This window comes from Alterinioella sp. B-7, from assembly GCF_056857775.1.
Window position 1 is genome coordinate 1 of sequence record NZ_JBSXNT010000009.1, and the last position, 22875, is coordinate 22875.

Consider the following 22875-nt stretch of genomic DNA (forward strand, 5'->3'; position numbering starts at 1 on the left):
AGACCGGCTCAGAGCAAACGGCAAAGCTCCAAAACAGGCCATCATCGCTGTCACGCGCAAACTGCTCATCATTCTAAATGCCATGATCCGCGAAAACAGGCCATACCAGCCAACCTGAACAACACACTTGCCCGGGGGGTGTGGGGGGCTGGCCCCCCACCAGGGTCGGTGCCAACGGCACCGAAACCCCTAGTTTTCCTGCGCCGCCCGCTCCGCCTCGATCACCCGCCAGGCAGCGACATTGCGGTTATGCTCCTCCAGCGTCACGGCAAAGGCATGCCCGCCCGTGCCGTCGGCGACGAAATAGATATACTCCGTCTCCGCCGGATTGACCGCCGCCTCGATCGCCGCGCGGCCCGGATTGGCAATCGGCGTCGGCGGCAGCCCGTCGATCAGGTAGGTGTTCCACGGGTTGTCGGCATTGGCCAGTTCACTGGCCCGGATGCCACGCCCGAGGAACCCCTGCCCCTCGCTCTCGCCATAGATGATCGTGGGGTCGGTCTGCAGCCGGATCCCCTGCTCCAGCCGGTTCACGAAGACGCCCGCGACCTGGTCCCGCTCCGAGCTCACGCCCGTCTCCTTCTCGATGATCGAGGCCAGGATCAGCGCCTCCCGCGCGTTTTCCAGCGGCAGGTTCTCGTCACGTCCGGCCCAGGCCGCGACCAGGATATCGGTCTGCGCCTCGATCATGTCGGCCAGGATCTCCGAGATCGCGGTGCCGCGCGCCACCTCATAGGTGTCCGGGGCCAGCGTGCCCTCCTGCGGCAGGTCTTCGACGTCATCGACCAGGAACTCCGCGCCGCGCATCCCGTTCACGATCTGCCAGACGGTCATCCCCTCGGGCACCACGACGCGGTAGACGATGGGTGTGCCGCCCTCGACCAGCGCCGTGTAATCCTCGGGCACCGGCTCATCCGAGCCGAACACCGCCAGGTCGATCTGCTCGCCCCCTCCCGGCAGCCGCTCGCGCAGCCGCATCTCGCCATTGCCCTGGCCACGGATCACATAGGTCGCGGTATAGCGGAAGGTCGATTGCCCGCCCGAGGTGATAATCTCCAGCACCTCCTGCATCGAGGCCCCGGCGGGGATCTCGTAATTGCCGAAACGCAGCTCATCCGCGCGCTCCGTGTAGCGCGCACCGAGCCGGAAGATGACGGGGCTGGAAATGATACCCGCCGCCGCCAGGTTGTCGCCGACCTCGGCCAGGGACGCGCCGCGCGCGACCTCGAAATAGGCGGCTTCCGCCGCCGGTCCGGGTTCAACGAATTGCCGCTGCCCCCAGGCGATGGCCCCCGCAAAGGCGATCAGCGCCACGATCAGCAGGCTGAACGCATTGGCCGCAATGTGCTTCCACATCAGTCGCTTACCTTGCCCAGGACCAGGCTGGCATTGGTGCCGCCAAAGCCGAAACTGTTCGACAGCGCCACGTCGATCTTGCGCGCGCGCTTGGCGTTCGGGGCCAGGTCCAGAACCGGCTCGACCGCCGGGTTGTCCAGGTTGATCGTCGGCGGCGCGACCTGGTCCCGGATGGCCAGGATGCAGAAGATCGCCTCCACCGCGCCCGCGGCCCCCAGAAGGTGCCCGATCGAGGATTTGGTCGAGGACATGGTCGCGCCCGAGGCCGCGTCGCCCATCAGCCGCTCCACCGCGCCCAACTCGATCGTGTCGGCCATGGTCGAGGTGCCATGCGCGTTGATATAGTCGATATCCTTGGGGTCCACGCCCGCCCGCTCCAGCGCGGCCTGCATCGACCGGAACCCGCCATCGCCATCCTCCGACGGCGCGGTGATGTGATAGGCATCGCCCGACAGGCCGTAGCCCAGAACCTCGGCGTAGATCTTCGCGCCGCGCGCCTTGGCGTGCTCGTATTCCTCCAGCACAACGACGCCCGCGCCCTCGCCCATGACGAAGCCGTCGCGATCCGCGTCATAGGGCCGGCTGGCCTTCTGCGGATCGTCGGGCCGCTTGGTCGACAGGGCCTTGCAGGCGTTGAACCCGGCAATCCCGATCTCGCAGATCGCGGCCTCGGCCCCGCCCGCGATCATCACCTCGGCATCGCCCCACTGGATCAGCCGCGCCGCATCGCCGATGGCATGCGCGCCGGTCGAGCAGGCCGTCACAACCGCATGGTTCGGCCCCTTGAAGCCGTATCGGATCGAGACCTGCCCCGAGATGAGGTTGATCAGCGACCCGGGGATAAAGAAGGGCGACACCCGCCGCGGTCCCTTTTCCTTCAGCAGCACGGCCGTGTCTGCAATCGAGGACAACCCGCCGATGCCTGAGCCGATCATCACGCCCGTGCGCAGCCGGTCCGCCTCATCCTCGGGTGTCCACCCGGCATCGGTGACGGCCTGTTCCGCCGCCGCCATGCCGTAAAGGATGAAATCGTCGACCTTGCGCCGGTCCTTGGGGGCCATCCAGTCGTCGGGGTTGAACGTGCCGCCCGAGCCATCGCCGAGTGGCACTTCGCAGGCATAGGTCGTGGCCAGATGCGACGCATCAAACTTGGTGATCGGCCCGGCCCCGGACTGGCCCTCCAGCAGGCGGCTCCAGGTTTCATCAACTCCGCAGGCCAACGGGGACACCATCCCCAGGCCCGTGACAACAACTCGACGCATCTATTCCGCCCCTTCGCTTCGCAGCTTTTCGTCCCACCCTGATAGCGCCAAGCGGCCCTTGGGGGCAATCCCTTGGGCTCGGCCTGCGCGCGGGAATTCGCCCGTATCCGCGCGCGTGCAAATGCAAAACGGCACCCGCCGGGGGGGTGCCGCAATGGATCTGTCAAAGATCGTGGAACGCCTCAGGAGGCTTCCTTGATGAACTTCACGGCATCGCCGAAGGTCTGGATGGTCTCGGCGGCGTCATCGGGAATCTCGATGCCGAACTCCTCCTCGAAGGCCATGACCAGCTCGACAGTGTCCAGGCTGTCCGCGCCCAGATCGTCGATGAACGAGGCGTTCTCGGTCACTTTCTCTTCTTCGACACTCAGGTGCTCGACAACGATTTTCTTCACGCGGTCTGCGATATCGCTCATCTTTACGATCCTCATCCAGTTTTGCGAAAGTCCCCGATCCCGAGGTCGCCTTCGTTTTTCAATGTGCCGATGCCGGCGGTGGTCGTGGACTATTATAAAAGCCCCTCTACCGACTGACGCAAGAGCGTCCCCCGGCAAAATCTGCGCCGCCTATAGCACATCTCGTTGCGAAGGCAACGGGGCAATTGGCTGATCCTGCCCCGTGCCCGCCATGTTGTCACGGACGAATTCCGCCAGTTCCGCCAGCCCCCGATCGGCCTCGGGCACGCGCCCGCGCATCAGGTGCCAGACATGCGGCACATCCGTCCAGACACGCAGGTCCGCCGTGCCGCCCGCCTCCCTGACCGCCCCGGCCAGCCGTACGCCATCGTCGCGCAGCATCTCGCCCTCGCAAACCTGCACGAGCATCGGCGGCAGGCCCGAAAACGCACCCAGAAGCGGCGACAGGCGCGGGTCCGATCCGTCGCGCCCGTCCAGATAGGCCGCCACCGCGCGGCGCACCCAGGACGCGGGCAGCAGGTGATCCCGCCTGCGGTTTTCCTCCAGCGACGGGGCCGTCCCGCGCAGATCCGTGGCCGGTGAGATCAGCGCCGCAACAGCGGGCATGGGCAGCCCTTCGCGCGCAATATCTTGCAGAAGAACCGCCGCCAGGCAGCCCCCCGCACTGTCGCCCGCCACCGCGATGCGGCCCGGATCGTGCCCCGCCTCCAGCAGCGCGCGATAGACCGCCAGCACGTCATCGGGCGCGGCGGGAAAGGGGTGTTCGGGGGCCAGGGCGTAATCCGGCAGATAGCCCCTCAGCCCGGTTTCCGCCGCCAGATGCGCCACCAGGTGGCGATAGCTGCGCGGCGATCCCATGACGAACCCGCCGCCATGCAAGAAGAGCAGCACACCCCCCTCCTCCTGCCCCGCGCGCGTCAGCCAGACCCCCGGAACACCGCCAAGCGCCGCGTCGTCCTCGACCAGGTCACGCGGCCTCTTGTAGAGGAGAAACGCGTTCAGCTCGAACGTCATCCGCGACAACCAGAAGGGCAGCGGCAGGGCCAGCAGGGGTTTCTGCACCGCCCGCGCAACCCCGTTGCTCAGGCGCTGACGCAGCGAGACCATCAGATCATCGCCATGCCGCCATTGACGTGCAGCGTTGTGCCGGTGACATAGCCCGCCTCGGGGGCCGCCAGGTAGAGCACGGCCGCCGCGACCTCCGAGGGTCTCCCCATGCGGCCCGCCGGGATCTGGGTCAGGATCTTGTCCTTCTGATCGTCGGTCAGCTTGTCGGTCATCGCCGTTTCGATAAAGCCGGGGGCCACCGCGTTCACCGTGATCCCGCGCGAGGCGACCTCGTAGGCCAGCGATTTCGACATGCCGATCATGCCCGCCTTGGACGCGGCATAGTTGCCCTGACCGGGATTGCCCGTGGCGCCCACGACCGAGCTGATATTGACGATCCGCCCCCACCGCGCCTTCATCATGCCTCGCAGGACACCGCGACAAAGCCGCATGGTCGAGGTCAGGTTGACCTCCAGCACAGAGGTCCATTCCTCATCCGACATCCGCATGAACAGGTTGTCGCGGGTTATCCCTGCGTTGTTGACCAGGATGTCAACCGCGCCCATCGCCTCGGCGGCCTGTTTCGGCAGCGCCTGGACGGCTTCGGCATCGCTCAGGTTGCAGGGCAGAACATGGGCGCGCGCGCCCAACTCGCCCGCCAGCGCCTCCAGCGGCTCGACCCGCGTGCCCGACAGGCCCACGGTGGCCCCCGCGCCATGCAGCGCGCGCGCGATCTCGGCCCCGATGCCGCCCGACGCGCCGGTCACCAACGCGCATTTTCCCGTCAAATCAACCATCTCTGCCCTCTTCTTCATCTTGTATGTACAATTGTCGGGGTCTCAGCCGTTCAGCGTTTCCGCCGCCGCGCGGACCTCGTCCGGCGTGCCGACCGTGCGGGTGGCCAGCGACTTGTCGATCCGCCGAACCATGCCCGTCAGCGCCTTGCCGGCCCCGATCTCCCAGGTCTCGGTCACGCCATGCGCCACCATCCACAGCACGGATTCGCGCCAGCGCACCGATCCCGTCACCTGGTCGACAAGGTGGTTGCGCAACAGCATGGGCGAGCTTTCGGCATGCGCCGTGATATTGCCCACGACCGGCACGGCGGGGCGCTCGATATCGACATGGCTCAACGCATCGGCCATGACCTCGGCGGCGGGGTCCATCAAGGCGCAGTGGAACGGGGCCGAGACCGGCAGCAGGATCGCGCGTTTCGCCCCTTCCGCCTTGGCCAGCTCCACCGCGCGTTCGACCGCCTCGCGGTGGCCCGAAACCACGACCTGCGCCGGGTCATTGTCATTGGCCGCCGTGCAGATCTGGCCCTGCGCGGCGGCTTTCGCCACTTTCTGCGCGGTTGCAAGGTCCAGACCCAACAGCGCCGCCATCGCGCCCTTGCCGACCGGAACCGCCTCCTGCATCGCTTGGCCCCGCGTGCGCAGGAGCCGCGCGGTATCCCCCAGGCTCAACGCCCCCGCCGCGCAGAGCGCCGAGTATTCGCCAAGCGAATGGCCCGCCACATAGGCTGCCGCCTCGATCGTGACCCCTTCCGATTTCAGCGCCGCCATCGCCGCCATCGACGTCGCCATCAGCGCCGGCTGCGCGTTCCTGGTCAGCGTCAGATCGTCCTGGCTGCCGGTCCAGATCAGGTCCGACAGTTTCTCTCCCAGGGCCTCGTCGACCTCGTCGAAGACGGCCTGCGCGGCGGCATAATCCTGCGCCAGCGCCTGGCCCATGCCGATGGTCTGGGCGCCCTGCCCGGGGAAAAGAAATGCTCTGGTCATGGTCGTGCTGCACCCGAATTTGTTGTTTTGCTGACGCTATCTTGGCTTACGGGGCCCCCGCAAGGCAATGCGTTTCGCAAATCGCCCCGCATCCTAGAATCGCGAATAGCTCGGCACCGGGGGGCCTTCGCCCGGAAACATCTCCACGAAGGAGCGCGGCGCCAGCGCCCGCCAGCTCAGCAGCAGGTGGCCCTGCACCCATCCCAGGCTGACCCGGTCGGGCCGCGCGAACATCTGGTGGCGGGTCTCGATCTCGGGTGTGACAAAGAACACCTCGGGTTCGGCGGCGATCAGGAACGGGCGCTCGACGGGCAGGATACGAAAGCCGGGGGCGTCGGTCTGCCGGTCCCACCAGGTCCAGAGTTGCCCATGCGCGGTCAGGCAGGGGCCTTGCGGCCGGTCGGTCTCGACCGTTCCGGGCAGGGCCAGACCCCACGCCAGGTCGCGCAAACCCATCCAATCCAGCGGCGCTATTGCCACCATCCCTCGACCTCCTGTTGCGGGATCGAGGGTAACACCTTTCAGGATGCGGGCACAGGACCGCAAAGGCGCGACAAGTGACGCTACATCAACTTTTTTGGCCAAATTGTCGACTACCTGCATCCGATCGGGATGGAGCGGACCGGGATCGGCCCGATTCCAGCAGCCGCAGGTTGTGTCAGGCGCGGGGCGCGAATCGCCGGGGCGGGCGTCGAGAGGCGATCAGTTCGGGCCACGGCCATTCCCGTTCCCGTTGCCATTCCCGTTGCCATTCCCGTTGCCGTTTCCGTTGCCGTTCCCATTCCCGTTGCCGTTGCCACTGGCGTTCCCGCCCTGCGTGCCGGTGCCGTCCTGGTTGCCGCCCGCGTTCTCGGCATTGTTGTTGAACTCGGAATTGCCCGGCGCGTCCTGGTCGCCATTGCCAAAGCCGTTATTGCCCTGGCTGCCACCGCCACTGTTGCCGTTGCCATTCCCGTTGCCATTCCCGTTGCCGTTGCCGTTGCCGTTGCCGTTGCCGTTGCCGTTGCCGTTGCCGTTGCCGTTGCCGTTGCCGTTGCCGTTGCCGTTGCCGGGAGATGTCTCTGATCCGCTCCCGCTACCAGCCCCGTTTCCCTGCCCGCCGGAGTTTCCGCCCGACCCTGCGCCCGACGTGCCGTCCTGGTTGCCCCCGGCATTCTCGGCATTGTTGTGGGGCCCGGAATTGCCCGGCGCGTCCTGGTCGCCATTGCCGAAGCCGTTATTGCCCTGGCCGCCGCCATTGCCATTCCCGTTCCCGTTGCCATTCCCGTTGCCGTTGCCCATCCCGTAGCCATCGCCACCACCGGAACCGCCATTGCCGCCACCGGCGGCCTCGGCCAGTTCGTCGCAGATCGGCCAGCAATTGCTGGTGCCGGGCGGCGGGCCCTCCTCGGTGTCGCCCCCCCCGGCCGCATCGGCCCCGTCCGACTCCCCCGAGGGCTCGACGAATCCGGTCGCCTGCCAATTCGCCATCGACCGATACCCCTCGAAGTCGCTCGAGATGATGCGGCTGCCGTTCAATTCGCCGACGATATAGTCCGACTGACGCTGCATCGCGTCAAAATTCGCGTCCATCGCCGCGACGGTAGAGAACGCGATCGCCGAGGTGAAAACCACGTAATCGGCGGTGACGGCCCCGCTTTCGCAGGACAGGAAGGATGCAAGCGACATGTTCAACACGATTGTTCGTCCCAATCTGGATCATCTGGATTCGGTTGATGAAAATTCGCCTCGAATTGCGCAGAAATCGTGACTGCCGCGTGATCCTTCATGGGCATTCGCCGCGCGCCGCAAAACCTGCTTGATCCCCGCGCCCAGATGGCTATAACGCGGACTTCCTCCGCCGTTGCCCATGCACCGGCGCGGTCTCTCGTGGTCGGGGGGCGGAGGATCAGCCCCGGCCTTTGAAACGCGCCCTGTAAAAAAGACTGGAGAACTCATGCCTCTCTACGAGCATGTGATGATTGCGCGTCAGGATCTGTCCAACACGCAAGCCGAAGGCCTGATCGAACATTTCGGCACCGTCCTTTCGGATAATGGCGGCAAGGTCGTCGATACCGAATACTGGGGCGTCAAGACGATGGCCTACAAGATCAACAAGAACCGCAAGGGCCATTACGCCTTCATCCGCACCGACGCACCCGCGACCGCCGTGCAGGAGATGGAGCGCCTGATGCGCCTGCATGACGACGTCATGCGCGTGCTGACCATCAAGGTCGACGACCACGCCGAGGGCCCCTCGGTCCAGATGCAGAAGCGCGAAGAACGTGGCGACCGCCGCGAACGCCGCTAAGCCAGGGAAGGAACAGACAAGATGGCCGCAAAACCGTTTTTCCGCCGCCGCAAGACCGACCCGTTCGAGGGCGAGAACGCGCCGAAGATCGACTACAAGGACACCCGCCTGCTGCAACGCTACATCTCCGAGCGTGGCAAGATCGTGCCCTCCCGTATCACCGCCGTTGGGGCAAAGAACCAGCGCGCCCTGGCCCGTGCGATCAAACGCGCGCGGTTCCTGGCCCTGCTGCCCTACGCCGTAAAATAAGGAACCTGACCCATGGACGTTATCCTTCTGGAACGCGTGGCCAAACTGGGCCAGATGGGCGAAGTCGTCTCCGTCAAGGAGGGCTATGCCCGCAATTTCCTGCTGCCGCAGAAGAAAGCCCTGCGCGCCAATGAAACCAACCTGAAGACCTTCGAGAACCAGAAAGCGCAGCTTGAGGCGCAAAACCTGGAGACGAAGGCTGAAGCCGAAAAGATGGGCGAAAAGCTGGCGGGCCAGCAGTTCGTCGTGATCCGCTCGGCCTCGGATGCGGGCGCGCTCTATGGCTCGGTCACCACCCGTGACGCCGCCGATGCCGCCACCGCCGAGGGTTTCACGCTCGACAAGAAGCAGGTCGCGCTGTCGCGCCCGATCAAGTATCTGGGCGTGCATGTCGTGCATGTCGTCCTCCACCCCGAGGTCGAGGTCGATATCGAGCTGAACGTCGCCCGCTCGCCGGAAGAGGCCGAGCTGCAGGCGTCCGGCAAGTCGATCCAGGATCTCGCGGCCGAGGAAGAGGCCGCGGCCGATTTCGAGATCGCGGAGCTGTTCGACGATATCGGCGCGGCTGCCTCGGATGACGAGGACTTGGCCGAAGCGGCGGATATCGACACGGACACATCGGAAGACGGCTCGGGTGACGAGACCGAAGAACAAGCCTGATCCGATCGACCTCAGTGATGAGGGACAGGAAAACCGCGCCTTTCGGGGCGCGGTTTTTTCGTGTCACGGGCTGACGAGAAACGGCCCGCCCCTTTGTGCAAGGGGCGGGCCGCGATGGTGGCCGGCAGGTCGTTACTTGTTGTCACCGCCAGGGGCCGGAGCCGGAGCGGGGGCAGGCGCCGGAGCGGGTGCAGGCGCCGGAGCCGGTGCGGGTGCCGGAGCAGGTGCGGGCGCGGGTGCCGGTGCGGGGGCCGGTGCAGGCGCAGGGGCCGGTGCAGGCGCGGGGGCCGGTGCGGGGGCCGGAGCAGGCGTATCCGTATCCGAACCCGGAGCAGGTGCAAAGCCGCCGCCCGGTGCCGGGGCCGCCCCGCCGACCGGGATCGCTTGCGCCGTCAGGTTCGCCTCGCAAAAGCTGCCATCATAGGAGCCGACCCAGATATCCACGCGGCCATTCAGGTTCTCGGCCCCCGACACGGTCAGGCGCGGGTCGAGATTGCCATTGCTGTCATCGTCAAACAGCCAGGTCGTGGTGACGGTGTTGACCAGCAGCGTCGCGTCGCAGGCGGACTCGACCGACAGTTCCAGGTCATAATCGTCCATTTGGCTGAGGATCAGGGAAAAGTCCGGCGTGGCCGCGGCGGCACCGACGCCCGGCAGACCGCAATCCGCGACCGAGAATTGACCGCCCGCGACCACGGGCGCTTGCTGCCCGCCGACCAGCTGCGCGCCGGTGAAGCTGTAGGTTTCACCGGGTTGCTCCCAGGTTGGGCAGGCAAAGCCGGCGGCGCTTGTCGCCAGGACGAAGGCGGAGGAGAGGAGAATCGATTTCATTGCAGTGACTCCAGGTAGGGGCTTAAAAACATTGGGGTTAAGGATGGGCCGGAACGTAGGGAAAAGCAATTGGGGACAGATCGGGCCCGGTTGGGTTTGGCAAGGTCGGTCCGGCCTTCAGGGGGACGGGCTGGCTTGCGGGTCATTTGCAGTCCGGTCAGGGAATCGGGCCGCAAGGCAGAGGGTAGACTCATGTTCGTGTATATGCAACACGTATCCATCTCCCCTGCCCCAAAGAAGAAAGGCCGCCCCGATACGGGACGGCCTTCCTTGCGATCATGGGATCCGGTCTCAGTTGTTCCAGGTTTCCATCTCAAGCGTCGCCGAGCAGTTCGAGGTGCCATATGTGCCGACCCAGACGTCGATACGGCCCTGGGTATTGGCGGTGCCATAGAGGTTGATGCGCGGGTTCGGGTAGCCGGCGCTGTCATCGTCATAGAACCAGGACGCGTTGGCCGAGTTCACCAGCAAGATCGTGTCACAGGCGGCCTGGGTCACTTCGATCTCGAGGCGGCCATATCCGCTCATGCCGGATGTATAGAACGAGAAATCAGGCTGCGAAATGACATAGCCGGTGTTGTTCCAGCCGCAGTTGCGCAGGTTCTGGTTGCCGCCGGCCGTGACGGAATAGCGGTTGGGGCTGTAGAGATCCTGACCGGTCACGGAATAGGACGCCCGACCTTGCTGGATCTGGGGACAGGCCACTGCCGCGGCTGAAAGGGACAAAAGAACGAAGAAGGAAGCAATTAGGGTGCGCATTGTAAACTCCATTATTATCATGCAAGGGGACATTAGCCCCCGATTAGTGTCCTGTCTACACGAAAAGTGATCGACCCGTTACTTTTTGTATGTCGTGGCATCGGGGGACGGGGTTCAAAGGAGGATTCTTCAATGATCCCAAGGCATTCCGCCCCCTCACGCTATCGACAAGCGACCGACCGGAAGCTGACGCTGACGTTCACGTCACCGGCCTTGGCAAAGAGTATTATCGAGGCTTGACGCCACGTCCAGAATTTTTTGCCCCGCCGCGCCCGAAACGGAAAAAGGGCCGCCCCGGTCGGAGCGGCCCTTTCCCATGTTTCCAGCGATCGCCGGTATCAGTTGTACCAGGTCTCCAGTTCCAGCGTGGCCTGGCAGGAGTTGCCGTTATAGGTCCCGACCCAGACATCCAGGCGGCCGTTCAGGTTCGGGCCCGAGGTGATGTTGAGCTCCGGCTGCAGGCTGCCGCCGCCATCATCGTCGAAATGCCAGGTCGTGTTCGGCGTGTTGACCAGGAGGGTCGGATCGCACTGGCTCTCGACCTCGATCTCGAGCCGTCCATACTCCTCCATGCCCGACAGGATGAAGGAATATTGCGGCTGCTGGTTGACATAGCCGCGGCCCTCCATCGGGCAGTCACGCAGGTTGGCGGACCCGCTGGCCGTGACCTGATAGCGCTGCGGGCTGTAGAGCTGCTGCCCGGTCAGGTTGTAGGTCTGGCCCGGCACCTGCCAGGACGGGCACCCGCCCGCCGGGGTCGGCGTGGGCGTGGGCATCGGGGTCGGCGTAGGCGTCGGCGTCGGCGTCGGTGCCGGGGCCTGCGCATAGAAGCTTTCCATGTTCAGCGTGCCCTGACAGGACGTGTTGCCATAGGTGCCGACCCAGATATCGACCCGGCCATTGAGGTTCTGCGCGCCGCGCACCTCCAACTGCGGTTGCAGGCTGCCGGCGCTGTCATCGTCAAACAGCCAGGTGCCGTTCGCCGTGTTTACCAAGAGAAGCGTATCGCAGGAGGCCTGCACATCCGCGACCAGGTAATAGGGGTCCATCCCGCTCATCTGGAAGGAATATTGCGGAACCTGGCTGGCATAGCCGGGATATTGCAGGTTGCAGCTGCGCAGCGAGGCGCCGCCCACGGCGGTCACCTGGTAGCTCTGCGGTGTGTAGAGCTGCTGACCGTTGATCGAGTAGTATTGCGGCGCGGGCGCGGCAAAGCTCGGGCACGCGGCGGCGGGTGTCGGCGTCGGCACCGGGGCCGGGGTCGGCGCCGGTGTGGGCGTCGGGGCCGGGGCCTGGGCATACCAGGTCTCCATGTTCAGCGTCGCATCGCAATAGGAGCCGTTATAGGTTCCGACCCAGACATCGACGCGGCCATTGAGGTTCTGCGCGCCGCGCACTTCAAGCCGGGGCTGCAACCCCTCGCTGCTGTCATCGTCGAACAGCCAGGTGGCGTTGGCCGTGTTCACCAGCAGCAGGGAATCGCAGGAGCTGACGACATCCGCGACCAGGTAATACGGGTCCATCCCGCTCAGGTAGAACGAGAAATCCGGGGCCGAGGTGGCATAGCCCGGATAGTTCATGTTGCAGTTGCGCAGCTGGTTCTGGCCACCGGCCACAACGCTGAAGGATTGCGGGCTGTAAAGCTGATCGCCGGTGTAATTATAGGTCGCACCGGTCTGGCTGTAATCCGGGCAGGCAAGCGCCGCGCCGGTGGTTGCGAAAAGGCCAAAAAGGGCTATGGCTAAATATCTCACGGGTTATTTCCTCCAAGAGATTTGGTTGAGATCATGTGGTGATGTTGTCCCAGGATGCCGGCCTCACATGATCCGTTTCTCGACCGACGCGGCCCCGCCTCACTCTCCCGGGGCCGTGGAGCAGACCGATCCGTTGACGAACCGCCCTGCCGTTTCCGATTTCAATTCCTTTCCCGCATCATTGCGTCAGCGAAAGAATGTTTCAAGCGTGAAGCCACAGGGGCAGCATTCGAAGCCCCCCATGGCGCGCGGAGTGTTGGCTGTCATGACAATGGGGTCGGAATGAGGCGCAGGCGCGGGATTTCACCGGCTTTCGGTGAAAGGGCACGGCGCAGGGGCAAGCGGTTCGCATGTCCAATCCTTCCCTGTTCTTGCAGTCCAGTCGCGGGGCCGCTCGCGGCCCTCTTGTTCATTTGGTCCGACACCCGGAACGCGGGGGCCCCGTCCACCCGGGGTCCGGTCCATATCGTCGAGGGGCGTGACGCCCCACTTGGCTATAGGTGTCGTAACTGGCGCAAAAGGTTCAAAAATTCTGGCTCAAATATCTGACGGTTCCGGTTTCGTGCCGCAAGGATAACCACCTTACCCCGTATGGGCCTAGAAAAATCGTCTGGGGGCGGACAAAAATTTTGCGCGTCTAGCTGTAAATCGGCATGAAAAAGGGCCGCACCCAACGGCGCGGCCTCAGAGCGGATGCGGTTCGGATTGGAGACCGCGACATCGCGCCCCCCCTATGCTGTCGCATCGCCTCGGCGGCTCGCCTTGCGCATCGGCAGCGATCCCTGTCCCCCCTCTGGCACTTCCGACCGGCTCTTTCTGAGCCCCTTCAGGAGCTCGATCTTGGCAGGGTCGTTCCAGAGAATCTCCAGAAGCCCGACCGCCGCATCGCTCGGGGGCATGACACCCTTTTCGTATTTCTGAAAGGCACGGGGCCCGCCACCGACCAGATTGCCCGCTTCGACCTGCGTCAACCGCAATGACTTGCGGATTTCCCGGACGTGTTCGCCATATGCTTTGCGAAGCTTCGCAAACACTTCGTCACGCTCCGAAAGGTCCGACCCCGAGTGAATCGAGTCGCTGTCATCCTCCGGATACCACCCAGGCACATCCGCGCTTGCACTCAGTGAGCCGAAGGCGACAACCTGTGTCCGGACCTGACGCGTGAGACGCTTGCCGGTGACCGGATGAATACGGGTTTCAGTCATTCGCCCTTCTCCTTGAACGACACCAGTGTGATATCGATAATCGTCTCGCCCGCGAACTTGATGTAGAGATGACGCTCATCCCACCACATGTTGTATGTATCGTGCCAGACGCCGGGAATCGGGGGGCTATGCGCGGGCCGTGAACTCACGAAATCCCCTTCTTCCAAATCTCCGACCGCCTCCACGATGTCCTCAAGCCCGTAGCCGAGCGCGTTTGCCGTCTTCACCGCGGTTCGCGTAATTTCGAGGCTGTCCACATTCCTGAATTTCGACTGGATGGCGTCGAGATCATGATGCCGCTTGCGTTTGACAGTCAATATACACCTTCAAGGTCACTTTTCAAGTCACTTCCCCCCACGTCGCACAGTATTGCGACGGTCGCTGTCAGAAAAGACTGAACTCTTCGGAAAAGCGAGCCCTGGACGCCGGAGCGTCTTCAAGAAACAAATGGGGGCCGCACCCAACGGCGCGGCCCCTGTTCTTCCGTCGCTGACCTCGCAGATCAGGCCGTTTCGTCGTCGTCCAGCGCCTCGATCGCCTTTTGCAGGTCTTCCTTCGAGACCTCCTTGTCGGTGATCTCGGCCATCTCGAAGACGTAATCGACGACCTTGTCCTCGAAGAGCGGCGCGCGCAACTGCTGCTGTGCGGCCTGGTTTTGCTGGATGAACTCGAAGAACTGGCGCTCCTGGCCCGGATATTGCCGCGCCTGGTTCATGATCGCCTGGGTCATCTCGGCGTCGCTCACCTGCACGTCGTTCTTCTGGCCAAGCTCGGCCAGCAGAAGACCAAGGCGCACGCGGCGTTCGGCCAGTTTCCTGTGCTCGTCGGTGGGCTCGACCTCGGGGTGGTCATGGCCCTCGACATCGGGGTTTTCCTCGTGCCACAGCTGATGCGCGATCTGGCCTGCTTCGGCCTCGACCAGGCTCGGCGGCAGGTCGAAGCTGACGGCCTCGTCCAGCTTGTCCAGCAGGTTGCGCTTCATCACGGCGCGGGCGGTCCCGGCATATTCGGATTTCAGGCGTTCCTCGATCTGGCCGCGCAGGGCGTCCAGGCTTTCGGCGCCGAACTGCTTGGCCAGATCGTCGTTCAGCTCCGCCTTGGCGGGGGCCTTCACGTCCTTGATCTTGCACTCGAACACGGCGGCTTTGCCGGCCAGGTGCTCGGCGCCGTATTCCTCGGGGAAAGTGATCTCGACGTTCTTCTCGTCACCCGCCTTGCTGCCGATCAACTGCTCCTCGAAGCCGGGGATGAAGCTGTTCGAGCCCAGCGTGAGGGGGTAATCCTCGGCCGCACCCCCTTCGAACGCCTCGCCATCGACCTTGCCGAGGAAGTCGATCACGACCTGGTCGCCCTCTTCCGCCGCGCCGTCCTTGGTCTCGAAATTCTGTGCCGACTCGGCCAGACCGTCCAGCGCTTCCTGCACGTCGGCCTCGGCCGGGGTCACGACCATCTTCTCCAGCGAGATCGCCTTGAAATCGACCTCGGGGATCTCGGGCAGCTTTTCATAGGTCATCGAGACGACGACATCGTCGCCCTCTTTCCAATCCTCGTTGACCATCTTGACCTCGGGCTGCATCGCCGGGCGGTCGCCGGTTTCCTCAAGGTGGCTCTGCATCGCGCCATCGACGCTTTCCTGCATCGCCTCGCCGATGAGGCGCGGGCCGAACTGTTTCTTGAGCAGCGCCATCGGCACCTTGCCCTTGCGAAAGCCCTTCATCTCGATCTCGGGCTGCGCCTCGGCCAGTTTCTCATCGACCTTGGCGGCCAGCTCGTCGCCGGTGATGGTGATCTCGTAGCCGCGCTTGAGGCCGTCGTTGGTTGTCTCGGAAACCTGCATTGCAATCCCTATAGCTCATGGGCGGGGCCCCTGCCCCGCGAACGTCAATTTCGCGGTCTTCTATGCGTGTGCGCCCAGGCGTGCAAGGGTCATTCGGGGGATTTGGCGGATAGGCGGGCCGCGCCTAGCAGACAACCATCACCGGCTCGTCCAGCGTGACCGTGATCCCCCGCGCGCGCAGGCGGGCGATCAGCGCCTGCAAGGCGGGGGTGTCGAACTCGGTCAAGGACAGCTCGCGCAGGCGCGGCAGGGTCTCGAACACGCTCAGATCGGTCAGGCCGGTATTATCCAGATGAACCGTGCGCAGGGCCGGATGGCCGCGCAGCGCCTCCAGCGTCAGGCCCTCTCCCGGCAGGGTCAGGTTCAGACGCTCCAGCCGCGGCAGATCGGCGATAAATCCGAGATCGGTCAGGTTGCCGCCGCCCACGGCCAGCTCGCGCAGGCCGGTCAGCCCGCCAATGGCGCCATGGTCGCGCGCGGGCAGCCATTGTGCGTGCAGCACCGTCAGGTCGGGGAATGCGGCGAGGCCGGAAAGATCAGTGACCGCGCTGCTGCCGATATGCAATTCGCGCAACTGCCGCATCGGAGCGATCTGCCCGAGATCCGAGAAATCCGTGTAGCTGATCATCAGGGCGGTGATGTGATCCATCTCCGCAAGCACCGAATAGTCGCGCAGGCTGGCCCCGTCGAGGTTGAGCCGGTCGCAGGCCCCGGCCTCGCACGCCGCGAGCCGGTCGGCCCCAAGCTGCTGACTGGCGCGTGTGGCGGTGTTGCCGGTGGCCTGGCAGGCCATGAGCAGCGCGGCGGCAAGCCCGAGCGCGGGAAAGGTGGCAAGGCGATGGGTCATGTGCGGGATGTCCTGAAGAGATATGGCTTTCAGGTTGGTCGCGCGGCAGGCGGCTTGCGTTCAATCGGCCTTGCGCTCGGTCCGCAACTCGCCCGTCATCAGCACCGGGGCCGCATCGAAGCCGCGCGCGTCCAGCATGTCGGCCACACGCTCCAGCGAGGCGACAAGCTGCGCCTGTTCCCAATCCGCGAGGTCGAGGAATTTCCGCGCATAGCGCTGCTGCAACGCGTCGGGCGCCGCGCCCAGGCGGTCATGCCCGTCGCGCGTGACCGTCACGTTGACCTGCCGCCGGTCCTGTTCCGAGGGCACCCGCTCCACCAACCCCTGTGCCACCAGCTTGTCGACCAGCGCCGAGACCGTGGCCTGGCTGACGCCCATCTGCGTGGCCAGCGCCTTGGGCGTGGCGCTGTCACGCGCATCGACGATCTGAAGCACCCGCAATTGCGCCGGGGTCAGACCGACCGCATTGGCCAGGTCGCGCGCATAAAGCTCGGTCGCGCGCAGGATCCGCCTGAGCGCGACAAGGGTTTCGTCCATGCGGGTGTTGGCATCCCTGGTCATGAAAAAAACCTTGGCACAGGCCCCTTGACCCCGCAATCCTTGATCGCATCGCACCCCTTCGCCTTACGAAGCACCGGGGCGCTGCAAGAAAATATCCGGATCGATCAACATTTGCCCGAAAAACCACATTATAGGCAAAAATGAGCAAATATGTTGTTATCCCGCCTTTAAGGTTGATCTATGGCTCACATCGCATTACTTAGCCTTCCGAAGCAATAAGGATGCAAAGACACATGCCAGAGACCAGTGACATCAGCCGAGCCCGCAAGCCCCTCCTGCGCAAACCTGAATCGGAGGACGGGGCCGCGATCTGGGAGCTTGTGCGCGACTGCAAGCCGCTGGATGAGAACTCGATGTACTGCAACCTGGTCCAGGCCGACCATTTCGCGGATACCTGCGTGGTCGCCGAACTGGATGGCGAGATCGTCGGCTGGATTTCCGGCCACATGATCCCCGATCAGGACGAACTCTTTGTCTGGCAGGTCGCCGTCAGCCCCAAGGCCCGTGGCCTGGGTCTGGGCAAGTCCATGCTGCTCGACCTGACGCGGCGGGATGTTTGCGACGGGGCGACCCATCTCAAGACAACGATCACCAAGGACAACGCCGCCTCCTGGGGGCTGTTTCGGGGCTTTGCGCGCGCCATTGGCGGCGAGCTCAGCGATACGCCCCATTTCAAGCGCGACATTCATTTCGAGGGCCGCCACGACACCGAACACATGGTGTCGATCACGCTGCCGCGTGAAGGCGACCTCAAGCGCGCGGCCTGATCCAGGCCCTCCTGCGCGCACTTCACCCTCCCAATTCTGACTTAATCCTTGAAAGGACATGACAATGCCCAAGGACATGATGACCGACGTTTCGATCTATGACCGCCGCGAAAGCGCCGCCCGCTCCTATTGCCGGGGGATGCCCGCGAGCTTCGCCACCGCGAAAGGATCCGAAGTGACGGATGAGACAGGCCGCACCTGGATCGACTTCCTCGCCGGCTGCTCCTCGCTGAATTACGGCCATAACGACCCCGACATGAAGGCCGCCCTGATCGAGCATATCTCAAATGACGGGATCGCCCACGGGCTGGACCTGCACACCGATGCCAAATCCGCCTTCCTGGAGGCGTTCGAGCAGCACATCCTGGCCCCGCGCGGCATGGATCACCGGGTGATGTTCACCGGCCCGACCGGCGCCAATGCCGTCGAGGCCGCGATGAAGATCGCGCGCAAGGTGACGGGCCGCACCAATATCATCGCCTTCACCAACGGCTTTCACGGCGTGACCATGGGCGCGCTGGCCGCGACCGGCAACGGCTATCACCGGGGCGGGGCCGCGATGCCGCTGGAGGGCGTCACGCGGATGCCCTTCGACGGCTTCTTCGGCGACGGCACCGACACGGCCGCACAGCTTGAGACCATGCTCGGCGATGCCTCAGGCGGCATCGACGCGCCCGCCGCGATCCTGCTGGAAACCGTGCAGGGCGAAGGCGGACTGAACGCGGCACGTGCCGCTTGGGTCAACCGCATCGCCGGGATTGCGAAGAAACACGGCGCGCTCCTGATCATCGACGACATCCAGGCGGGCTGCGGTCGCTGCGGCACGTTCTTCTCGTTCGAGGAGATGGGCGTGACCCCCGATATCGTGACCATGGCGAAATCCGTCTCGGGCTTCGGCCTGCCGATGGCGATGGTGCTGGTGCGCCCGGACCATGACGTGTTCGGCCCCGCCGAGCATAACGGCACCTTCCGGGGCAACACCCACGCCTTCGTCACCGCCCGCGTCGCGATCGAGAAATTCTGGGCCGATGACCGGTTCCAGAAAGAGCTGAGCGAGAAGGCGCAATTGATCGAGGACGCGCTGTCGGACCTGGCCAACATGGTGCCTGGCGCGCGCCTCAAGGGCCGTGGGCTGATGCGCGGCGTCGATGTCGGCTCGGGCGAGCTGGCCGGGGATATCTGCGCGCGTGCCTATGAACAGGGCCTGATCATCGAGACCTCGGGCAGCGACGGCCAGGTCGTCAAGGTGCTGGCCCCGCTGACCACCCCGAAAGAGACCTTCGCCAAGGGCTTCAACATCCTTCTCGACGCCGCCGACAAGGTGCTGGCGGCGCGGACCACCATCGCAGCGGAGTAAGCAACATGATTGTCAGGGATTTCAACAAGATCATCGAAAACGAACGCGACCGCGTGGTGTCGGATGCCGACTGGACCAGCATCCGGATGCTTCTGGCCGACGACAAGATGGGCTTTTCCTTCCACATCACCTTCCTCAACGAAGCCTCGGAACACACGTTCGAATACAAGAACCATTTCGAGAGCGTCTATTGCATGAGGGGCAAGGGCTCGATCACCGATCTGGCCACCGGCGAGACGCATGAGATCGTGCCGGGCGTGATGTATGCGCTGGACAAGCACGACCGCCACACGCTGCGCGCCGAGGAGGAGCTGGTGATGGCCTGCTGCTTCAACCCGCCCGTGACTGGCACCGAGGTGCATCGCGAAGACGGCTCCTATGCCGTGCCCGAGGAGGCCTGAGATGAGCCATACGGTCGAGAAGATCGGCGGCACCTCGATGTCGCGCCTGTCGGAGTTGCGCGAGACCCTGTTTATCGGGGATCGTGAGCCGTCCGACATCTACAACCGCATCTTCGTGGTCTCGGCCTTCGCAGGGATCACCAACCTGCTGCTGGAACACAAGAAATCAGGCGAATTGGGGGTCTACGCGCTCTTTGCCAATGCCGATAGCAACCATGAATGGCAGGACGCGCTGGACGGTGTCGCGGAGGCGATGAAATCCGCGCATCGTGAGATCCTGACCCATGGCGGCGACATCCAGCAGGCCGACATGTTCGTCGAGGACCGCATCCTGGGCGCGCGCAACTGCCTGATCGACCTGCAACGGCTGTGCTCCTACGGGCATTTCCGGCTGCCCGAGCATATGGGCCATATCCGCGAATTGCTTTCGGGCCTGGGCGAAGCACATTCCGCCTTTGTCACCACCTTGATGCTGCAACGCCACGGCGTCGAGGCGCGGCTGGTCGATCTGACCGGCTGGCGCGACGAGGGCGACGTGAGCCTGGAGGCGCGCATCACCGACGCCTTAACGGGGATCGACCCCGCAACGGAAATGCCCATCGTGACCGGCTATGCGCAATGCGTCGAGGGCCTGATGCGCGAGTTCGACCGCGGCTATTCCGAGATCACCTTCAGCCACCTCGCCGCGCTGACGGGCGCGCGCGAGGCGATCATCCACAAGGAGTTTCACCTCTCCTCGGCCGATCCCAAGCTGGTGGGTGTCGATGCCGTGCGCAAACTGGGCCGGACCAATTACGACGTGGCCGATCAGCTGTCGAATATGGGGATGGAGGCGATCCACCCCAATGCCGCCAAGACCCTGCGTCAGGCGGGTGTGCCCCTGCGCGTCACCAACGCGTTCGAACCGGGCGATCCCGGCACGCTGATCGACGACCAGGCCGCCGACGGTTCTGCCGCCGAGATCGTCACCGGGCTGGAGATCGTCACGCTGGAAGTGTTCGAACAGGACATGGTCGGCGTGAAGGGCTATGATGTCGGCATCCTGGAGATCCTCAAGCGCCATAATGTGCGCATCGTGTCGAAGGTCTCGAACGCCAACACGATCACGCATTACCTCGATGCCTCGCTCAAGACGATGCGGCGGGTGGAGCGGGACATCTCCAAGCTCTTCCCGGCCGCCGAGATCGCCACCCGGCGGCAGGCCGTCGTCTCGGTGATCGGGCGCGACCTGCGCGGGCTGTCGATCCTGTCGCGGGGGTTGCGGGCGATCGCGGACGCAGGCTTCGAGGCGATCGGGGCCAGCCAGGGCCCGCGCAACGTGGACGTGCAGTTCCTGATCGAGCGCGACGCGCTGGAAGCGGTGATCAAGACGCTGCATTCGACGCTGATCGAAGAGGCAACCGCACCGCAGCTCTCGCGCGCTGCGTGATCTCTGCCTCGGGCGGCGGGGGCTGCCCTTCGCCGCCTGCCCACGTCCCCGTATCGCATGCGCTCGGTCGACCGCGCGCCGTGAGACAGATATTGGTGCGGGTGAAGGGACTCGAACCCCCACGCCAAAGGCGCCAGAACCTAAATCTGGCGTTACACGTCAAAATCCGGCAAGTTGTGACTTTTTCAAGAAAAGAGCGTCAGCCAGCAATCCGTTGAAATTCAACATTTTAACAGAAGAATTCTGTTTTCAGTTGTAACACACTCAATCTGGCCTTACCCATCACTTGTAACACGTCGAAGTAGCAGAATTGTAGCAGCACACCGGCAACAGATAAAAGCCAGATTGGGAGAAATACTTTGGCACACCGTGTCAAACTTACGAAAGCAGTCCTTGAGCGCCTAGACATCGACCGCGATGGCCAGTGGGTCACAGACACAGAAGTTCCGGAACTGCTCGTCCGCTTGTCCAGCGCATCGAAGCGTTTCGTGGCCCGGTGGACGTCCCGCAAGGACGGAAAACGTAAGCAGGTCACTGTTGCCCCCGTTGGTACCATAAGCATTGACGAAGCCCGCGACCGTGTCCGTAAACTGGTATCGCAGGACGGACAGACGAACGCGGATACATTGGCAGACGTTTACACCATTTGGGACTCTGCGTATTCGTCGAAGGTCAGCGAAGACCACGCTGCCGAATTTCGGCGCAGCTTCGCCAAGCACATCGCACCGGAGATGGGCAATACCAAGCTTTCGCGGCTGACACCGCGCTCCATCCAGAATTGGTATGACCGGAAACGCGCTGATAACTCCGCCGCAACCGTGAACCGGTGGTTGGCGTATATTTCCAAGCTCTGCTATGTGGCCCGCGTGAATGGCTTCATGGTCGGAAATCCTGTCGAAGGAATCGAGAAATCTACGCCGAACCGGCGACTAGACGTTTTCACCCGCGTGGACGTCAAGGAGTTTGCTGACACTCTCAGCGCGAACAAGGACAGGTTCCCTATCGGCGTCGCATTACTACGCTTCCTGATGATCTATCCTTGCCGGGGAAAGGAAGCGCGGGAAATGCAGTGGTCCGATCTGGACCTAAGTGCCGGGACATGGACGATCCCGGCGGGGCGCTATAAGTCCAAGCGCGACAAGGTCTTTCCCTTAGGGCCTCTGCAAGTCGACCACCTGCGGTCCCTGCCCCGCTGGTCCGAAAAGTATGTCTTCCCCATGGTGACAGACAAGACGCGGCCTTGCGCGAAGAGCCACCAAAGGCACGTCTGGGAATCTCTCCGCCCGAAGCCGCTGGGTGCTCACACGCTCCGAAAAACAATCGGTACGTCTTTGCTAAACAAGGACGTCCCCCTTGAAGTCGTCTCCAAGCTACTGGGGCATAGCTCAACCACCGTAACGCAGGCAGTCTACGCCCACCTTGAACCGCAGACCGCGTCCAAATACTTAGACAAGTGGTCTGCAGTTTTGGAGGAGGATGAACAGCTACCGGAAGACGACGAAATGGTGAAGACGCTCCGCGCACAAGCATCCATGTCGATGGGTAGGAATACTTAGAAGAGAGCGCGTCAGCGCCTTGCCGCTGCCGTGGCCTACCGCCGCCGCTTGCACTGACTCAGCGGCATATCCTCCGTTTTAGCCGGACGGCTCTATGCGGTCAGAAGACTCTAGACTCACTTCCTCCGTTCGTAGCCTGTTGATCTTCGTACATCTTTCTAGGGCTTTCGAGACATAGATGACTCCCAAATTCCAAACAAGCACAGTGGGTTCGCCGTCAGACGAGGTAGGGTAAGCAAAGTCATGTCGACTGCCCCATCTACTCATCGACAACGGAACAAAAATTTCAAAAAAACTGCAGTTGCCTGAGCACGGGTAGCTAGCTAGCTTGCCATTTGAAAACACATCATCGACGGTATCTAGAATATGAAGGAACGTCTGATCAACGCCTTCGGCTGCGCCGAGGCTTCGGCTTGAAGGCAGTTTGGCGCCGGACAGACGCCGTTGCCAGCGATTTTCGCGCCGTTTGTGCCGCCTGAGCGGCGGTTTGGTCGATTTTGGACGGACTCC

Annotated in this window: 25 protein-coding genes; 8 read left to right on the forward strand and 17 right to left on the reverse strand. The window is 63.7% G+C overall.

Translation table 11 applies throughout. The features are described from left to right. Window positions 1-189 precede the first annotated feature (189 nt). The 8 genes from mltG to AC13C7_RS00310 form a co-directional block, all read right to left on the reverse strand. Entirely contained in the window at window positions 190-1356 is a 1167-nt protein-coding gene (gene mltG / locus AC13C7_RS00275; protein WP_482866227.1) for an endolytic transglycosylase MltG, read from the reverse strand. Then, window positions 1356-2618 (reverse strand): beta-ketoacyl-ACP synthase II, encoded by a 1263-nt coding sequence (gene fabF / locus AC13C7_RS00280; RefSeq protein ID WP_172317608.1) that lies wholly within the window; start codon window positions 2616-2618, stop codon window positions 1356-1358. The genes mltG and fabF overlap by 1 nt, the downstream gene beginning before the upstream one ends. 182 nt (window positions 2619-2800) lie before the next feature. Further along, window positions 2801-3034: an acyl carrier protein gene (locus AC13C7_RS00285; RefSeq protein ID WP_172317607.1), complete on the reverse strand. Its 234-nt coding sequence runs from the start codon at window positions 3032-3034 to the stop codon at window positions 2801-2803. Window positions 3035-3184: 150 nt separating this feature from the next. Then, window positions 3185-4141, reverse strand: a complete 957-nt coding sequence (locus AC13C7_RS00290; RefSeq protein WP_482866228.1) for an alpha/beta hydrolase — start codon at window positions 4139-4141, stop codon at window positions 3185-3187. Then, window positions 4141-4878, reverse strand: coding sequence for a 3-oxoacyl-[acyl-carrier-protein] reductase (fabG, locus tag AC13C7_RS00295; RefSeq protein ID WP_482866229.1), 738 nt, complete (start codon window positions 4876-4878; stop codon window positions 4141-4143). The genes AC13C7_RS00290 and fabG overlap by 1 nt, the downstream gene beginning before the upstream one ends. Window positions 4879-4920: 42 nt before the next feature. After that, window positions 4921-5862: an ACP S-malonyltransferase gene (gene fabD / locus AC13C7_RS00300; RefSeq protein WP_482866230.1), complete on the reverse strand. Its 942-nt coding sequence runs from the start codon at window positions 5860-5862 to the stop codon at window positions 4921-4923. Window positions 5863-5955: 93 nt separating this feature from the next. After that, window positions 5956-6345, reverse strand: a complete 390-nt coding sequence (locus AC13C7_RS00305) for a hypothetical protein (protein ID WP_172317603.1) — start codon at window positions 6343-6345, stop codon at window positions 5956-5958. 219 nt (window positions 6346-6564) lie between these two features. After that, on the reverse strand, window positions 6565-7530 hold the full coding sequence (locus AC13C7_RS00310; protein WP_482866231.1) for a hypothetical protein: 966 nt from the start codon (window positions 7528-7530) through the stop codon (window positions 6565-6567). Window positions 7531-7798: 268 nt separating this feature from the next. Here AC13C7_RS00310 and rpsF point away from each other — a divergent pair, with 268 nt between their 5' ends. From rpsF to rplI, 3 genes are read left to right on the forward strand one after another with little or no spacing between them, the layout of a single operon-like run. Continuing rightward, complete coding sequence (gene rpsF / locus AC13C7_RS00315; protein ID WP_172317601.1) at window positions 7799-8152, forward strand: 30S ribosomal protein S6; 354 nt, start codon at window positions 7799-7801, stop codon at window positions 8150-8152. Between the two features lie 21 nt (window positions 8153-8173). Continuing rightward, window positions 8174-8401: a 30S ribosomal protein S18 gene (gene rpsR / locus AC13C7_RS00320; RefSeq protein ID WP_172317600.1), complete on the forward strand. Its 228-nt coding sequence runs from the start codon at window positions 8174-8176 to the stop codon at window positions 8399-8401. Between the two features lie 12 nt (window positions 8402-8413). After that, entirely contained in the window at window positions 8414-9061 is a 648-nt protein-coding gene (gene rplI, locus AC13C7_RS00325; RefSeq protein ID WP_172317599.1) for a 50S ribosomal protein L9, read from the forward strand. A 132-nt stretch (window positions 9062-9193) separates the two neighbouring features. On the opposite strand, the gene AC13C7_RS00330 is transcribed toward rplI, so the two are convergent. The 8 genes from AC13C7_RS00330 to AC13C7_RS00365 all read right to left on the reverse strand — a co-directional run bounded on the left by AC13C7_RS00330 (window position 9194) and on the right by AC13C7_RS00365 (window position 16855). Then, complete coding sequence (locus tag AC13C7_RS00330) at window positions 9194-9892, reverse strand: hypothetical protein (protein ID WP_482866232.1); 699 nt, start codon at window positions 9890-9892, stop codon at window positions 9194-9196. Window positions 9893-10183: 291 nt separating this feature from the next. Next, window positions 10184-10555 (reverse strand): hypothetical protein, encoded by a 372-nt coding sequence (locus AC13C7_RS00335; RefSeq protein WP_482866233.1) that lies wholly within the window; start codon window positions 10553-10555, stop codon window positions 10184-10186. A gap of 434 nt (window positions 10556-10989) precedes the next feature. Continuing rightward, window positions 10990-12405 carry a cupredoxin domain-containing protein gene (locus AC13C7_RS00340; RefSeq protein ID WP_482866234.1) on the reverse strand — a complete coding sequence of 472 codons (1416 nt, stop codon included), beginning with the start codon at window positions 12403-12405 and terminating at the stop codon, window positions 10990-10992. A gap of 731 nt (window positions 12406-13136) precedes the next feature. After that, window positions 13137-13610 (reverse strand): type II toxin-antitoxin system MqsA family antitoxin, encoded by a 474-nt coding sequence (locus AC13C7_RS00345; RefSeq protein WP_172317597.1) that lies wholly within the window; start codon window positions 13608-13610, stop codon window positions 13137-13139. Next, the gene (locus AC13C7_RS00350; RefSeq protein ID WP_172317596.1) at window positions 13607-13927 is read right to left on the reverse strand and encodes a type II toxin-antitoxin system MqsR family toxin; all 321 of its coding nucleotides are present in this window, start codon (window positions 13925-13927) and stop codon (window positions 13607-13609) included. The genes AC13C7_RS00345 and AC13C7_RS00350 overlap by 4 nt, the downstream gene beginning before the upstream one ends. A gap of 185 nt (window positions 13928-14112) precedes the next feature. Further along, complete coding sequence (tig, locus tag AC13C7_RS00355; RefSeq protein WP_482866235.1) at window positions 14113-15447, reverse strand: trigger factor; 1335 nt, start codon at window positions 15445-15447, stop codon at window positions 14113-14115. A 124-nt stretch (window positions 15448-15571) separates the two neighbouring features. Next, a complete protein-coding gene (locus tag AC13C7_RS00360; protein WP_482866236.1) occupies window positions 15572-16294 on the reverse strand; it encodes a leucine-rich repeat domain-containing protein in 723 nt (240 codons plus the stop codon). A 60-nt stretch (window positions 16295-16354) separates the two neighbouring features. Further along, window positions 16355-16855, reverse strand: a complete 501-nt coding sequence (locus AC13C7_RS00365; RefSeq protein WP_172317593.1) for a MarR family winged helix-turn-helix transcriptional regulator — start codon at window positions 16853-16855, stop codon at window positions 16355-16357. A 233-nt stretch (window positions 16856-17088) separates the two neighbouring features. Here AC13C7_RS00365 and ectA point away from each other — a divergent pair, with 233 nt between their 5' ends. From ectA to AC13C7_RS00390, 5 genes are all read left to right on the forward strand, one after another. Further along, window positions 17089-17622 carry a diaminobutyrate acetyltransferase gene (gene ectA / locus AC13C7_RS00370; protein WP_482866237.1) on the forward strand — a complete coding sequence of 178 codons (534 nt, stop codon included), beginning with the start codon at window positions 17089-17091 and terminating at the stop codon, window positions 17620-17622. 64 nt (window positions 17623-17686) lie between these two features. Next, complete coding sequence (gene ectB, locus AC13C7_RS00375) at window positions 17687-18979, forward strand: diaminobutyrate--2-oxoglutarate transaminase (RefSeq protein ID WP_482866238.1); 1293 nt, start codon at window positions 17687-17689, stop codon at window positions 18977-18979. Between the two features lie 5 nt (window positions 18980-18984). Continuing rightward, the gene (locus tag AC13C7_RS00380) at window positions 18985-19380 is read left to right on the forward strand and encodes an ectoine synthase (RefSeq protein WP_482866239.1); all 396 of its coding nucleotides are present in this window, start codon (window positions 18985-18987) and stop codon (window positions 19378-19380) included. A 1-nt stretch (window position 19381) separates the two neighbouring features. Continuing rightward, a complete protein-coding gene (locus AC13C7_RS00385) occupies window positions 19382-20809 on the forward strand; it encodes an aspartate kinase (RefSeq protein WP_482866240.1) in 1428 nt (475 codons plus the stop codon). 359 nt (window positions 20810-21168) lie between these two features. Next, on the forward strand, window positions 21169-22365 hold the full coding sequence (locus tag AC13C7_RS00390) for a tyrosine-type recombinase/integrase (RefSeq protein WP_482866241.1): 1197 nt from the start codon (window positions 21169-21171) through the stop codon (window positions 22363-22365). 78 nt (window positions 22366-22443) lie between these two features. Here AC13C7_RS00390 and AC13C7_RS00395 read toward each other — a convergent pair. Continuing rightward, on the reverse strand, window positions 22444-22875 hold a 432-nt coding region (locus AC13C7_RS00395), incomplete at its 5' end, for a hypothetical protein (protein WP_482866242.1).